At 69.2% G+C, this 13,777-nt stretch carries 16 protein-coding genes and 1 pseudogene; 11 read left to right on the top strand and 6 right to left on the bottom strand.

Annotated elements, in window-relative coordinates:
- From ACZ7IB_RS31830 to ACZ7IB_RS31815, 4 genes and pseudogenes are all read left to right on the top strand, one after another.
- The coding region (locus ACZ7IB_RS31830; RefSeq protein WP_470917307.1) for a hypothetical protein at nt 1-516 on the top strand (516 nt) is incomplete at its 5' end.
- A 39-nt stretch (nt 517-555) separates the two neighbouring features.
- A pseudogene (locus ACZ7IB_RS31825) lies at nt 556-777 on the top strand (transposase); the annotation flags it as partial.
- Nucleotides 775-1,230, top strand: a complete 456-nt coding sequence (locus ACZ7IB_RS31820) for a V-type ATP synthase subunit D (RefSeq protein ID WP_470917314.1) — start codon at nt 775-777, stop codon at nt 1,228-1,230. The pseudogene ACZ7IB_RS31825 and the gene ACZ7IB_RS31820, both read left to right, overlap by 3 nt.
- Before the next feature lie 327 nt (nt 1,231-1,557).
- The gene (locus ACZ7IB_RS31815) at nt 1,558-1,839 is read left to right on the top strand and encodes a DUF1876 domain-containing protein (protein WP_470917306.1); all 282 of its coding nucleotides are present in this window, start codon (nt 1,558-1,560) and stop codon (nt 1,837-1,839) included.
- 361 nt (nt 1,840-2,200) lie between these two features.
- On the opposite strand, the gene ACZ7IB_RS31810 is transcribed toward ACZ7IB_RS31815, so the two are convergent.
- Genes ACZ7IB_RS31810 through ACZ7IB_RS31790 form a run of 5 tightly spaced genes read right to left on the bottom strand, consistent with a single transcriptional unit; the run spans nt 2,201 to nt 6,799 of the window.
- Nucleotides 2,201-3,568, bottom strand: a complete 1,368-nt coding sequence (locus tag ACZ7IB_RS31810) for a Ni/Fe hydrogenase subunit alpha (protein WP_470917304.1) — start codon at nt 3,566-3,568, stop codon at nt 2,201-2,203.
- Nucleotides 3,565-4,347, bottom strand: a complete 783-nt coding sequence (locus ACZ7IB_RS31805; RefSeq protein ID WP_470917302.1) for an NADH-quinone oxidoreductase subunit B family protein — start codon at nt 4,345-4,347, stop codon at nt 3,565-3,567. The genes ACZ7IB_RS31810 and ACZ7IB_RS31805 overlap by 4 nt, the downstream gene beginning before the upstream one ends.
- Before the next feature lies 1 nt (nt 4,348).
- Nucleotides 4,349-5,182, bottom strand: a complete 834-nt coding sequence (locus ACZ7IB_RS31800; RefSeq protein ID WP_470917300.1) for an FAD/NAD(P)-binding protein — start codon at nt 5,180-5,182, stop codon at nt 4,349-4,351.
- Nucleotide 5,183: 1 nt separating this feature from the next.
- Entirely contained in the window at nt 5,184-5,642 is a 459-nt protein-coding gene (locus ACZ7IB_RS31795; protein ID WP_470917298.1) for a Crp/Fnr family transcriptional regulator, read from the bottom strand.
- Complete coding sequence (locus ACZ7IB_RS31790; protein ID WP_470917296.1) at nt 5,639-6,799, bottom strand: 4Fe-4S dicluster domain-containing protein; 1,161 nt, start codon at nt 6,797-6,799, stop codon at nt 5,639-5,641. Before ACZ7IB_RS31790 ends, ACZ7IB_RS31795 begins: the two co-directional genes overlap by 4 nt.
- Nucleotides 6,800-6,976: 177 nt before the next feature.
- On the opposite strand from ACZ7IB_RS31790, the gene ACZ7IB_RS31785 reads away from it, so the two are divergent.
- The 4 genes from ACZ7IB_RS31785 to ACZ7IB_RS31770 all read left to right on the top strand — a co-directional run bounded on the left by ACZ7IB_RS31785 (nt 6,977) and on the right by ACZ7IB_RS31770 (nt 9,481).
- The gene (locus tag ACZ7IB_RS31785; protein WP_470917294.1) at nt 6,977-7,480 is read left to right on the top strand and encodes a hydrogenase maturation protease; all 504 of its coding nucleotides are present in this window, start codon (nt 6,977-6,979) and stop codon (nt 7,478-7,480) included.
- 179 nt (nt 7,481-7,659) lie between these two features.
- Entirely contained in the window at nt 7,660-7,848 is a 189-nt protein-coding gene (locus ACZ7IB_RS31780; RefSeq protein WP_470917292.1) for a hypothetical protein, read from the top strand.
- A gap of 65 nt (nt 7,849-7,913) precedes the next feature.
- A complete protein-coding gene (locus ACZ7IB_RS31775; protein WP_470917290.1) occupies nt 7,914-8,525 on the top strand; it encodes a cytochrome b N-terminal domain-containing protein in 612 nt (203 codons plus the stop codon).
- Complete coding sequence (locus ACZ7IB_RS31770; protein ID WP_470917288.1) at nt 8,522-9,481, top strand: hypothetical protein; 960 nt, start codon at nt 8,522-8,524, stop codon at nt 9,479-9,481. The genes ACZ7IB_RS31775 and ACZ7IB_RS31770 overlap by 4 nt, the downstream gene beginning before the upstream one ends.
- Here the strand turns inward: ACZ7IB_RS31770 and ACZ7IB_RS31765 are convergent.
- Nucleotides 9,455-9,688, bottom strand: coding sequence for a hypothetical protein (locus ACZ7IB_RS31765; protein WP_470917286.1), 234 nt, complete (start codon nt 9,686-9,688; stop codon nt 9,455-9,457). The genes ACZ7IB_RS31770 and ACZ7IB_RS31765 overlap by 27 nt on opposite strands.
- Before the next feature lie 313 nt (nt 9,689-10,001).
- Here ACZ7IB_RS31765 and ACZ7IB_RS31760 point away from each other — a divergent pair, with 313 nt between their 5' ends.
- The 3 genes from ACZ7IB_RS31760 (at nt 10,002) to ACZ7IB_RS31750 (ending at nt 13,622) form a co-directional block, all read left to right on the top strand.
- Nucleotides 10,002-10,280 carry an SHOCT domain-containing protein gene (locus tag ACZ7IB_RS31760; protein WP_470917284.1) on the top strand — a complete coding sequence of 93 codons (279 nt, stop codon included), beginning with the start codon at nt 10,002-10,004 and terminating at the stop codon, nt 10,278-10,280.
- Nucleotides 10,277-10,867: a sulfocyanin-like copper-binding protein gene (locus tag ACZ7IB_RS31755; protein ID WP_470917282.1), complete on the top strand. Its 591-nt coding sequence runs from the start codon at nt 10,277-10,279 to the stop codon at nt 10,865-10,867. The genes ACZ7IB_RS31760 and ACZ7IB_RS31755 overlap by 4 nt, the downstream gene beginning before the upstream one ends.
- 802 nt (nt 10,868-11,669) lie before the next feature.
- On the top strand, nt 11,670-13,622 hold the full coding sequence (locus tag ACZ7IB_RS31750; protein WP_470917280.1) for a multicopper oxidase family protein: 1,953 nt from the start codon (nt 11,670-11,672) through the stop codon (nt 13,620-13,622).
- Nucleotides 13,623-13,777: the final 155 nt, after the last annotated feature.

Genomic DNA, 13,777 nt, shown 5'->3' with positions numbered 1-13,777 from the left:
CGGAAGAGTTGTCGAGACTCGCACGGCGGCCGGCAGCGCGCACCGTTCATCGGCCCCGACACCCGTGTGCTCACCTTGCAGTCCCTTCCCGAAGACGCACCGTCACGAGCGGCCGTCCGCCGGTCGTCGCCACACCACCGCACCGCCCCCTCGTTCCCGTCCGGCCACCGCCCTCGTAGACGTGTCCGGCCGCACGGGAACGAGGAACAAGAAGGAAACCGCACGTATGACCACCGCGACCAACAGGCAGCACGCCCCGTCGCCCCTCCCACGCCTGTTCGCATCGTCCGGGCCCGCCGCATCACCACCCTGGACGGCGAGGCCGACACCCGGGTCCTCGACGCCATCGAGGCGGCCCGCGCCGCCCACCCCGAGCAGCGGATCAACCACCGCATCGAGCACCGCTCCCCCGTCGACGAGAAGCTGGTGCAGCGGATCCGCGCCGCCGAGGTCACCCCGGTGCCGTTCGGCGCATTCGTCCACGGAGGGCTCCAAACTGCGCCGCTACCACGGTGACGCGCGCGCCGCACGGGTCAGTGACCACCGCTCCTTTCCGCGCTCGGACGCTCCCGGGGCGGCCTGACCAGCAAGATCCACCTGGCCTGCGACGCCCTGGGACGTCCGCTCGCCTTCACTGTCACTGGCGGGAACACCAACGACTGCACCCAGTTCACAGCCGTGATGGACGCGATACGGGTGCCCCGCCTCGGACCGGGACGGCCACGGATTCGGCCCGACCACGTCCTGGGCGACAAGGGCTACAGCTCCAAGGCCATCCGCGCCCTGGCCCTTCTGCCCGGGCTCCTGCTGAGCGGGGAGGGGGCCCTGGAGGCGGCAGCAGAGGCTCTGGACCCCGCCGATGTCAAGGCTCTCTGGGCCGGTTTCATGGGCGTCCGGTACCCGACGAACGTCTCCTGCACCGTGCCCGACCGCTCACCCGCCGCAGCCGCCCCGGCCAACACCGCCCTGGTACACGCTGAGGCCGCTTACCGGGAAGCAGTCCGGGCGGCCGCCGAGCACGCCGCCGCCGCTGCCGCCATCCGCATCATCGGCGCGGAGGTGCTGAGCACTCGTCAGCGGGTCCGCGCCTTGCAACGCCACTGGATTCCAAACCTTCGCGAGGCACTCACACACGCCGAGCTCGCCCTGGAACAGAGCGAGCACGAAGACGCCGTACGACGGCGCTGGGCCTCCAGCGTGCTGCGGGAAGAAAGACCGCGCTCCCGATGACACGCCGTCCGTCGCGGGCACGGGAGGCCGCGTGCGGCCCCTGCCTTCGGACGGGCCCCGCAAGGCGTGCTCGCGGGACGGCCCACAGGGCGTGCCGGACGGACCTGCCCCGCACGCCCTGTGGGCCGGTAGGCCCAAGCCCGGGACAGCTCACACGGCGCAGTATGGAGGCCAGAGCAATTCGAGAAGGATCGTTGTCGCGCCGAATCCGGGAGTCGGTCGTGCTTCGCCGTCGTGGAAACCCGGCGTTCCGACGGCGGTCGACGGCGGTCGACGGCGGCCGCGTCCCCGGCAGGCTGGACCATACAACGGAAGGAAGTCTTGGCCATGACCCAGCACACCAGCACCGAGAAGCCACACAGCAAGCAGTGGAGCGTGCGTCTTGACCTCTTCGAGGAAGGTGACCTCACCAAGGTTCATGCCGTCCTCGACACCGGTGACACCACCCTTCGGAGTCGCGCCTCCGCCCAGCGCAACCCTCACGACACACCCGTTCCCGAGATCGGCGACGAGTACGCCGCCGGCCGGGCATTGATCGACCTCGGCAACCAGCTGCTCCGAGCCGGAAGCACCGACTCCGCTTCGGGTGACCTTGCCGTGCCCGGCTGAACGGGCGTCGAGAGCAGCCGCCCCGGCCAGCGGGCAGGAAGAGATCCGGCATGGCCGTGCGGTCCCTGCCCCTGGAAGAGCCTCTTCTGCAGGTCTCAGCCGGAGTTGTGGCACCGCCACTGCACAACAGTCGGCCGTGGCACTTCCGCCCGACATCCGACGCACTCCGGACGCACCTGTACGTGGCCCCGGTGCGTGCCGTGCCGCACTCCCCTGCGGTCTGCGCAGTTCGCGAACGCTGACATCCACCGAGGTGCAGGGGCGGCTGTTGCAGTACGGCCGCAACGAGCGGCGTCGGCGCGGCGGCCGACGCTGGACCGGTGAGCCGGCACGCCGATTCACACACCGCCTCGTCCGGCTTTCAGGTTCGCTCGACGGTCAGGTCGAGGAAGTGGGCCGAGCATGAGATGCACGGGTCGTGATTGCGGATCGCCCGTTCGCACAGGGTGGTCAGCTCCGCGTCGGTGGGGTCGCCGTCTCCCAGGCGTTCCTGCACGATTCGGCGGAGGTCCTCCTCGACCGCACCCAGGTTCTGCGCGGTCGGCGGGACAAGGCCGGCGTCGGTGACGGTCCCTTCGGAGTCGAGGGTGTAGCGGTGGTACAGGAGACCGCGCGGCGCCTCGGTCGCCCCATGCCCGGTACCGGCTCGTGAGGGCACGTCGACGTAGGGGCGTGGCGGGGGTTCGTAGGCGTCGATGATCCGCAGTGCCTCGTCGACCGCGTAGAGCACCTCAATCGCTCGGACGATGACGCTGCGGAAGGGGTTTCGACAGACAGTGCCCTGCCGGGGGTCGCCGAGTCCGGCGTCGTGGGCGGCCTGGAGGGCGATCGGGGACAGCCAGCGGCCGCTGATGGCATATCGGGCGAGTGAGCCGGTGAGATGGCGGCGGCCGTCCAGCAGGGAGTGGAGGGCGGTGGAGTGGGGCACCTGGCTCTCGGTGACGTGGGCGCCGAAATCGTGGACCCCAAAGGTACGGGTGGACAGCGCGCGGTCGGATTCGGGGGGAAGGCCGGCGGTGTGCGGCGCGGCCATGACGGTCGGGGTGCCGGACTCGATGGCGTAGGTGCCGAACTCGGACAGGGCGAACAGGTCGTTGTCGCAACCGGCGTCGGGGAATTCGAAGCCGGCCACCCAGCGCACGGTTTGGGCCGCGTCGTCCCGGGCCCGGCTCAACCGCTCGGCCAGCGGGCGCAGTTCGTTCGTAGTCGGGATGCGGTGGAAGCCACCGAGGCGGACATTGACCGGGTGGATCGCCCGGCCGCCCAGCAGTTCAAGGATCGCGTTTCCGGCCTGCTTGAGCCGAAGGCCGCGTTCAATGTCGGCGCGCCGGGTGCGTGCGAGATCGATGACGCTGTCGCAGCCGAAGAAGTCGGGCGCGTGGAGAAGGTAGATGTGCAGCGTCTGGCTCTCGATCCATTCACCGCAGTAGAGCAGCCGGCGCAGCGCCGCCAACTGCCCGTCCACGACGACGCCGCAGGCGTCCTCGACCGCTCGGCAGGCGCTCATCTGGTACGCGACCGGGCAGATCCCGCACACCCGGGAGGTGATGTCGGGCGGCTCGGTGTAGGAGCGTCCGCGCAGGAACGCCTCGAAGAAGCGTGGCGGTTCGTAGATCGCCAGCCGGGCCTCGGTGACCTTGCCGCCGTCCATGCGCAGATGCAGTGCGCCCTCACCCTCGACGCGGGCGAGCGATCCGACTTTCAACAGCCTTGAGCCGCGGTGGGTCACCCTTCCAGTTCCTTCCGGGAGGCCGCGTCGAACTCGGGAGCGGCGGTATTGAAGGTGCGCAGCACCCGCACCACGTCGAGGGTGTCCATGCCGTCGCGGCGCAGGAGGGGAATGAACGAGGGGAAGTTGGTCGAGTTGGACGGGCCGAAGCAGCCGTAACAGCCGCGCCCGTACGCGGGGCAGATCGCACCGCATCCGGCGTGGGTGACCGGACCCAGGCAGGGCGTACCGTGGGCCACCGTCACGCAGACCGTGCCGCGCTGCTTGCATTCGAAGCAGACGCTGTGCGCGGGCACGTCCGGCTTGCGGTCGGCCAGGTAGGCGGTGATGACCTCCACCAGTTGGCCTCGGTCGATGGGGCAGCCGCGCAGCTCGAAGTCCACCGGGACATGGGCGCTGATGGGTGTGGAGGTGGCGAGTGTCTCGATGTAGTCCGGTCTGGCGTAGACGGCAGCCTGGAAGTCGGCGACGTCCGCGTAGTTGCGCAGCGCCTGGACGCCACCTGCGGTCGCGCATGCCCCGATGGTCACCAACCGCTTGGAGACAGCCCGGATGTGCTGGATCCGGTCGGCGTCCTGTTGGGTGGTGACCGATCCCTCGACCAGCGACAGGTCGTACGAGCCCGGCGCGTCGGCGCTGGAAGCCTCCAGGAAGTGTGAGATCTCCACCCTCTCGGCGATGCCGAGGAGTTCGTCCTCGCAGTCCAGCAAAGTGAGCTGGCATCCGTCGCAGGAGGCGAACTTCCAGACGGCGAGTTTCGGGCGATCGCTCGTGGTCATGTCACAACTCCCTGACCATGAGGAGAGGTTGGGCCGTGGTCCAGCTGACGACGGGGCCGTCGCGGCAGAGCAGGAGGGGGCCGAGCTGGCAGTGCCCGCAGTGGCCAGTGGCACAGTGCACATTGCGTTCCAGCGAGACCCGGATCAGTTCCGGATCGACGCCGCGGTGCACCAGTTCGCCGGCGGTGGCGCGAATCATCGGCTCGGGACCGCAGATGAACGCCGCCGACGCCCCGGGGCCGAAGGCGGCCCGGTCGAGCAGGGTCGTGACGACGCCGACCTCGCCCTGCCACAGCGGGTCCGCGCGGTCCACGGTGGTCAACACCCGGGCAGCCGGCTGCCAGCCGCGAACGTCCTCGGCGTAGAGCAGCTCGTGGGGCGTGCGCGCTCCGATGAGAACGTTCAGCCGTCCGTAACGCTCGGGGGCGGCGAGCGCGTCGCGTACGAGCGGGCGCAGCGGCGCCAGACCGATACCTCCCGCCACGACGAGCAGGTCGTGCCCAGCTGCGGCGGGGAGTTCCCAGCCGGTGCCGAACGGACCGCGCACTGCGACCGTGTCACCGCGCCGCAGCCCGTGCAGCGCGCCGGAGACCGCTCCGACCGCGCGGACGGTGTGCGTCAGCCGGTGCCCGTCGATCCCGGAGACCGACAACGGAATGTCGCCGACGCCGAAGGCGTACACCATCGCGAACTGCCCAGGAGCGAAGGGCTGCAGGGCCGAGCGGACCGGTTCCAGGACGATCGTGGCGGTGTCGGGCGTCTCGGCCTCGCGTTCCACCACCCGGTATGGAACAGGGACAGCTGCCGGCCGAGCAGTTGAAGTTACCGAAGCCATATCACGACTCACCGGCGTCGGGCGGCCCGTACAGGTCGAGCAGGCGGATTCGGGTGGCCTTCAGCCGCCGTGCGATCACCTGCGCGACGCAGTTGGTCAACGCCAGGCCGAACGGCGGATCCTTCTCACACTCGGCTCGGACCCGCTCCGCGTCGAACTCCGACGCCGACACGGCGCTGCGGGCCTGCGCGCCGAGGTGCCAGCGGTACGGCTCGAACAACCAGGACCAGCCCAGCAGATCGCCTTCACCCAGTGTCTCCAGGACTGCCTCGCGCCGGGCCGGGACGTGGACGTCGAGCGCAACGAGCCCGGAACGGATGATCCAGAACCGGTCGGCGACACCGTCCTCCTCGAAGATGCGAGTGCCACCGGGGAAGGAGACGTCGTGGGCAAATGTGACCAGCCGCTCGCGGTGGCCAGGCGACAGTGCCCCGAGAAACCCTTGGCGAACAACGGTCATGGCGGGCCCTCCCCCGTCTCCTGCCGGGCGGCCTCCCGTTCCCGGTTCAGCGCATGGGCCTCCTCGGTGATGTCGATACCGACCGGGCACCACACGATGCAGCGCCCGCAGCCGACGCACCCGGAGCTGTCGAACTGGTCGTACCAGGTGCCGAGTTTGTGGGTGGCCCACTGCCGGTAGCGACTACGCGAGGAGTCGCGGACCGGACCCGCCTGCAGGTGGGAGAAATCCAGGTCGAAGCAGGACTCCCAGCGCCGCCACCGCTCGGCGTGGTCACCGGTGAGGTCCGTGACGTCCTCGGTGGTGGTGCAGAAGCAGGTCGGGCAGACCATGGTGCAGTTTCCGCAGGTCAGGCAGCGGGCCGCGACATCGTCCCAGCGCTCGGCCGTGAGCGTCTCGCGCATCAGCACCTGCAGGTCCACCAGCGGCATGCTGCGGCCCATGCGATCCGCCGCGTCGGCGACACGCTCACTCGCCGCGGTCCGAGTCGCGGCGTCGGCACGGCGGTGGGGCAGCTCGGCCAGGACCGACTCTCCCTCCTCGCTTCCGATCCGCACCAGGAAGCGGTGGCCGTCGGAATCGAGCACCTCGGTCAGCGCCAGGTCGTAGCCGGGCCCCACGGCCGGCCCCGTGCCCATGGACACGCAGAAGCAGGTGGCACCTGGCTCGGTACACTCCGCCGCCACCAAGAAGGCCCGCTCACGACGCCCACGGTACGCCGGGTCGCTGTACATCCCGCCGGTCAGCACCCGGTCCTGGATCGCGATGGCCCGCAGGTCGCAGGGGCGCACGCCGAGGAACGCGTACGACGGCGGTGATGTCCGGTCCTCGGTCACCACCAGCTCGCCGTCGGCAACGCGATCGGCTGTCCACTGCCGCTCCCGCGGCGGGTGCAGAAACGTCTTCCAGGACTGAGGGCCCGCGCTGTGCGCGAACACGGCGCCGTCCTCGCGGGCACGCAGCCGGTAGACGCCTGCCTCCAACTCGACTCCCCAGCCGTAGGGAAGTTCCGCACCGCCGGAGATCGCGGACAGGACGATCGCCCCGTCGCGGACGGTCGGTCCCACGACCGTCCGGCCCCGCCCGGCCAGGACCGTGATCAGCGCGTCCAGGCCGTCCTTGTCGATCACCGCGGCCGTGCCGCCGTCGTCCGCCATCGCCAACCTTCCGATGCCGCCGATGATGCTTGCCCGGCCAGTATGTGCACGTACCTGCTGCCCGGCATGGGCCGATCTGCCCCTGCGTGGTCCAGGTGGCTGTGTCTGTCACCCCGTACGGACCCTGCAGGGACCCGGTACAACTGGCGAGCCTGTCCGGCGGGGAGGGGCAATCGCGTGAACCTCACTACGCGGATCGCCGTCATCGGCGTCGGGAACGAGTTCCGCCACGACGACGGTGTGGGCTGGGCCGTCGTGGCACACCTGGCAGAACGGGCCGAGGAACGGCCACTGCCGAGGGGGACCGCCCTTCTGGTGTGCGACGGCGACCCCGCCCGACTGATCGCCCTGTGGGAAGACGCCGACCTCGCCATCGTGGTGGACGCCGCACACGCACACCCCGGGCATCCCGGTCGGCTACATCGCCTGAAACTGGACGGTGGGCGGCTGTCGCAGACAGGCAGTGCGACGAGTTCCCACGGGCTCGGGCTCGGCGACGCCGTCGAACTCGCCCGCGAACTGGACCGCCTGCCCGGACAACTCGTCGTCTACGCCATCGAGGGAGCCAACAGCAGCCTGGGCATCGGCCTGTCAGCACCCGTCGCAGCCATCGTGGAGCCGCTCGCCGAACGGATCGCGGAAGAGATCGCGCTGCACGTGGGTTCTGCCGACAGCCGATAGGCGCGAACTGGCACGACGACGACGGCCACGGCGAGGCTGACCGGGTCGAGCAGTGGTCCGTGAGCCCGCCACGGCCTCAGGCGAACCTCTGCGCCGGATGGCGGCCGCAGCAGGCGTGGACTCGACCCTGCTGATAATCCTCGGTAGGTGGACGCCATACCGGGAAAGGGGTGGCCACGATGGCAGACGGACCGATGCACCCAGAACATGTCCTGAGTGCGTCCGTGGATCTGAGCGGCACCGGGTACTACGTCCGCTGGGGCGTACTGCAGATCTCGGCGGTAAACCTTGTGGTCATCGCCCTGATGCTGATCGTTTTCGCGCTGGCGCTGCTGCTGCCCTTCCCTCGCGGTCGGCAGCGGCGATGAGCGGCGCCGCAGGTGGCCGGTCCCGCGGCCCGGATGACAACTCGGCAGGAGGGTGGACCGGCGCTGTGCAGCGGCGCGCCCTGCGCGCGTTGCCCCCGGACAGGCTGCTGCCCACCACCCAGCCGGAGTACGTGGCCTCCTGGATCTACGTGTTCGGTGTCCTCACCCTGTCCAGTCTGGTGGTGGTCATCACCACCGGATGCGTCCTGGCGCTCTTTGGCCCCGCGTGGTGGCACGTATCGGGCGTCGGCAGGTACATCAACAGCCTGCACCTGTGGAGCGTCGAACTGTTCATGTTCGTCATGGTCGTCCACCTGTGGGGAAAGTTCTTCATGGCCGCCTGGCGCGGACGGCGGGCTCTGACCTGGATCACCGGGGCCGTCATCTTCATCGCCTCGATCGGCGCCGCCTTCACCGGCTACCTGGTGCAGCAGAACTTCGACTCCCAGTGGATCGCGGGCCAGGCCAAAGACGGCCTGAACTCGGTGGGCATCGGCGCCTGGTTCAACGTGCTGGACTTCGGTCAGATGTTCATGTGGCACATCGTGCTGCTGCCCATGGCAGTGGCCATCCTCGCGGTGTGGCACATGCTGCTGGTGCGGCTGCGTGGCGTGGTGCCGCCCATCGGGACCACCACGCCCGAGACCGTCCCCGACAGATCACGGGAGCCCGCATGAGGGCACGAAAGGCCCACCGCGAACCGGTGCCCGACCCCGGCGCCTTCCCTCAGCGGCCATACGACCTGGTCAAGGAGCTCACCATCGCGCTGGTGGCGACCACACTGCTGACGGTCGGGCTCGCGGCGGTCTTCTCCTCACCCGACGAGAAACCGATCACTTTGGCCCGCTGGGCGAGGGCCGCCCCCAACGACTTCACCGCCACCGCCGTCGCCGAACTGGGCAGCACCAGCGGCACCGCACAGTACGGCCCCCCGTACACCACCACCCCGGGTGCCGGGCAGAAGATCGGACCGGTGAACCTCCAACGCGCCGCCGGGGTGACCACACCGATCGACACCGCACACGACTTCGTGCTCCGCCCGCTCACCGCCGCACCGGAACCTGCTGCCGTATCCGCCGGGCTGGCCGCTTGGCGCACCGCCCCCGCCCGCCGCCAGCAGCAATGGGCCGCCGCCTACACCAACGCGCTCGGCAAGGCCCCCGGAGGCGACCCGGCCCTGGTCGCGCCCGGCGACTACGGCCCCGTTCCCGTCCTGACCTCCCGCCTGCTGGAGCTCGCAAAGACGGGGGCGCTGGACCAACTACTGGCTGTCGGGCACTTCTACGAGACGGACTACACCAAACCGCTGCTCTTCCTGGGCGACGGCTCGTACCTCGAAGACCAGGCCCGCGCCCGACACCTGGCCGGCGACCAGTGGGGGATGATGAACGAGACCGGCAACTATCCCGGTCAGCCCTGGTTGTGGCTGTACACGTTCTGGTACCAGATCGAACCGTTCAGCAGCTCAGGCAACGCCGACGCCCTGGTCTGGGGCCTGATGGCTCTGCTCAGCCTCGCGTTCGTCCTGGTGCCGTTCATTCCAGGCGTCCGGTCGATCCCGCGATGGACTGGAATCTACCGCCTCGTCTGGCGGGACTACTACCGCTCACGCCGGACGACGCGGCAGCACTGACGGTACGGGCACCCGTATCACCTCGGACTCGCCGATCACGATGTACTCGACGGCGGCCTGCTCGCCCGGGACTTGCGAGGGCCTTGCCGTGCAAGGCGGCATCCAGGTTCGCGCGGTCCGGGCCGAGCGGACCTTGGGCAGGTCCGCAGTCACCTGGGCGGGGCTGATGTCGGGCGGGGCCGGGATGTTGCCCTTCCCGGTGCTCACCGCGTTCAGGGTCTACCGGAACGCGGCGGCGTAGCTCGCCTCGTCCGGCGGTGGTGCGCCGCTGCTTCAAGCCCTCACGGGAGGCGATCGCGGAGCTCACCAGCCTGCTCGCACCCGGCGACCGCATGCGCTGCGGCGCCGCTCGGGGGATGGGCGGCGTACGGCGGCCTCACGCTGCGATCGATCTTCAGGCCGCGGGCATGAGCCCCTGGGGCCGTTCGGCCCAGCACCGGAAGCCATGCTCCCGATTTCCCTCGAAAGCGTTCCTCACCCACGCTGGAAGTGAGGGAACCAGCCAAAGGAAGTGATCGGCATGATGTGGTACGACGGCGGCTGGGGCTGGGGCGGCTGGTTCGTCATGACCGTGGTCATGGTGCTGTTCTTCGCATTGCTGATCGCTGGCATCGCTGCCCTTGTCCACTACCTGACCAGCGCCCACCGTGGCCACCAGCCCGGCTCGCCTCCTCCCTCCGGCGAGCATGGGTGGGGAGGCAGGCGAGCAGAGGACCTGCTCGCCGAGCGGTTCGCCCGCGGAGAAATCGACGAGGACGAATACAAACGTCGCCTCGCGCTGCTGCGGGAACAGCGATGAACACGGACCGCCAACGCCGGATGTGGCTGGTCCTCGGCGGTGCCGCCGCAGCGCTGCTGCTGGGCATTGCCACGACGGCGCTGTTGGCCACGACCGGCGCCTTCCGCAGTCCACACCCCCCCATCTGGCGGGCGCCGAGCGCCGCGCGGTGCACAGCGCCCCCGCTGCCCGGTCAGGTGGTGCAGGTGACCTTGGCCGATATGGGCCACCCCAGCGGTCCAGGCCCCGGCTGGAGCGGAATGCGCATGATGCGCCTGATCGCTCACCCCACCACCGTTACGGCCGGAACAGTGTCGCTGCGCGCGGTCAACGCCGGAAACCTCACGCACGAGGTGATGGTGCTGCCGCTGTCCGCGGCCCAGGCCCCAGGACAGCGGCCTACCGGTCCGGACAGGCGCATCGATGAGACAGGCAGCCTCGGCGAGGCGTCACGCAGTTGCGGCGCGGGCGCGGGAGACGGCATCGCCCCGGGAACGACCGGATGGATCACGCTGACGCTGCGGCCCGGCCGCTACGAACTGGTCTGCAACATCCCCGGCCACTACCTGGCCGGTATGTACACCGAACTCGACGTCACCCGCCGCTAGCGCCAGCCGGCTCAGGTGCGCCGCTCGTTGAGGACACGCGCCAGAGGGCGGCCGAGGAGGCTACCACGGTCTCACTCGGCGTCGACGGCGTCCTCATCGGGGCGACGCGTCACGCGCCCTGCAACTACATCGACGTCCGAGACATCGCCGACGTCGCCGCGGAGACCCTCCTGCGTCCCGACCTTGCCGGGGCCACATACCCTGAATCCACCGCCTTGGATTAAAAACGGTTTTCTGAGCTAGTGCCGGGTCGGTGCTCGGTTTGGGGCAGGTGGTATCTGCTGCTCTGCCCAGCTTTTCCACGGGTTCGGTTCCGGTCGGGCCTTGAGGGCGGGGTGGACAGGGGTGTCAGATCAGTCCCGGGCGGTGTCGTCACCCTGCAAGGACCCCCTTCAGAACCGTTCCCTGGTGCCACTGCCGGCTCGGGCCATTCGCGCGGTCGAAGGCGTCGTGGACGTGCGCATGGAGCTTGGCTGAAGTTCCCTCCAGGCAGTGCGTCCCACAGCAGCCGGTCCGGCTCCGCCGTGCGGGCACTCGACCTCTACGCTGCGGGGGCAGTGTCGTGACTGCGCTGCTGCTGAGACCCGGCCGGGCCGTACCAGTCTCCTTGATCAAGCCGGCTGTCGCCACAGTCGTAAGCCATGCGCCGCCACGGAGTGGAGATCCGGGCGAGCTGAAACGCTGCGCCTGCACGAAGATCTCGGCCCGCGACGTTCCGAGTGGCTCTTCTTCGTTGTGTCGGAAACACTGGAACGGTTTCTGGGACTGCAGCCGATGGGGGGCCGTGTCCAGGAGGACTCAGATGGCCACAAGGCGCCAATTCATCAAGGCCGGCCTAGCCGGCGGAACCTGCCTCTTCATCCCGGCCGGGTCTGCCTCCACGCCGGCCTGGCCGGGAATCCCCAGCCGCGTCCTGGACCCGAAGACAATCGACAAGTACGTCACCGAGCTCGCCGTCCCGCCGGTCATGCCCTGGACCGAGAGGGACGAGGCAGGACGCGTCGATCACTACACGATCGGTGTTCGGCAGTTGCGGCAGCAGATCCTGCCAGCCGGTATGCCGGCCACAACGGTGTGGGGATACGGGTCGACCCGGCATCCAGGAAGCTTCTCCTACCCGTCATGCACCGTCGAGGCCACCTTCGGCCGGGCCATACGGGTCACGTGGGTGAACCAGCTGCTCGACCGCCACGGCCACCATCTGCCGCACCTGCTGCCGGTAGACCCCACACTGCACTGGGCCAACCCCGAAGGCGGCATTTCACGGCGTGATGCGCGACCGACCTTCACCTCGACACCCGGCCCCTATACCGGGCCCGTGCCGATCGTGACCCACCTGCACGGGGGGCACAACACACAGGAGAGCGACGGCTACCCCGAGGCGTGGTATCTACCCCGTGCAGCCGACATCCCCGACGGATACGCACGGGTGGGCTCCTTCTATGAACAGTTCAAGACAATATTCGAAAACCAGTTCAATGCAGCCTGGGGGCCAGGAAACGCCGTATTCCAGTACGCCAACCAGGAGCGTGCCGCCACCTCCTGGTTCCATGACCACGCCCTGGGGGTCACTCGGCTGAACGTCTACGCGGGGCTGGCGGGCTTCTACCTCCTGCGCGGCGGGCCCGCCGACCTCCCGGACGGTGTGCTTCCGGGGCCGGCGCCGAAGCTCGGCGACCCCCCGGGAAGGCACTACTACGAGATCCCGGTCGTCATTCAGGACCGGTCGTTCTCCACCGACGGCAGCCTGTTCTACCCGGCGAGCCGCGCATCCTTCGACCACTTCACCGGTCCCTACATCCCCGGCAGTGACATCTCCCCCATCTGGAACCCGGAGTTCTTCGGCAGCACGATGGTGACCAACGGCCGTACCTGGCCCGCTCTCTCCGTCGAGCCGCGCCGCTACCGCCTACGGTTTCTCAACGGCTGCAACGCACGCTTCCTGATCCTGAAGATCGTCACCGACCCGACGGCCCCTCGTCCCGCAGACCCGGTGCTCCCCTTCTGGCAGATCGGTTCGGAGGGAGGCTTCCTGCCCGCACCTGTGCAGCGCGACCAACTGCTCACCGCCCCCGCCGAACGCGCCGACGTCATCGTCGACTTCACCTCGATCCCGGTCGGCACTGATCTGTACCTCATCAACGAAGGCCCCGACGAGCCGTTCAGAGGTGGGAGAACGGGCACAGACTTCCGGCCGGCTGCCCCCGGGACCACTGGACAGGTCATGAAATTCACGGTGGCACGACCGCTCGCTACACCGGACAGGACCGTACCCCCCGCCCACCTCACCCTTCCGCCGTTCGAACCGCTGGGTCCAGCGAGCCACACGCGTCAGGTCTCCCTGCAGGAGCAGAACTCCGCGGTCCTGCGCGGTGTGGGTCCCCGCGTGGTGATGCTCGGCACCGTGGACCGGCACGGAAACCCGGCCCCCATGGGATGGAGTGATCCCATCACGGAGAACCCGGCACTCGGGGCGACCGAGATCTGGGAAATACACAACTCCACCAAAGATGCCCACCCGATCCACATCCACGAGGTTCAGTTCCAGGTCGTCGACCGGCAGAGCACGGGGCACAGCGCAAGACCTCCAGAGCCCTGGGAGAGCGGTTTCAAGGACACGGTGATCGCCTATCCGCACGCCATCACCCGGGTCAAGGCCACCTTCGACCGGGCGGGACAGTACGTGTGGCACTGCCACATGCTCGAACACGAGGACAACGAGATGATGCGGCCATACCGTGTCAGCCCTCACTGAACGCCAAGCACCTCGCTCTACGCTGCCATCGCTATGTGACGGTGACCGCCGATTCAGTCACCCGGTGTGGGGGGGGGGGGGGGGGGGGGGGGGGGGGGGGGGGTGGGGGGGGTGGGGGGGGGGGGGGGCGGGGGGGGGGGGAGGGGGGGGGGAGG

The organism is Streptomyces sp. NPDC037301 (assembly GCF_055602785.1).
The sequence above is the reverse complement of the archived record's forward strand: the minus strand, read 5'-3'. Positions and strand labels throughout refer to the sequence as shown.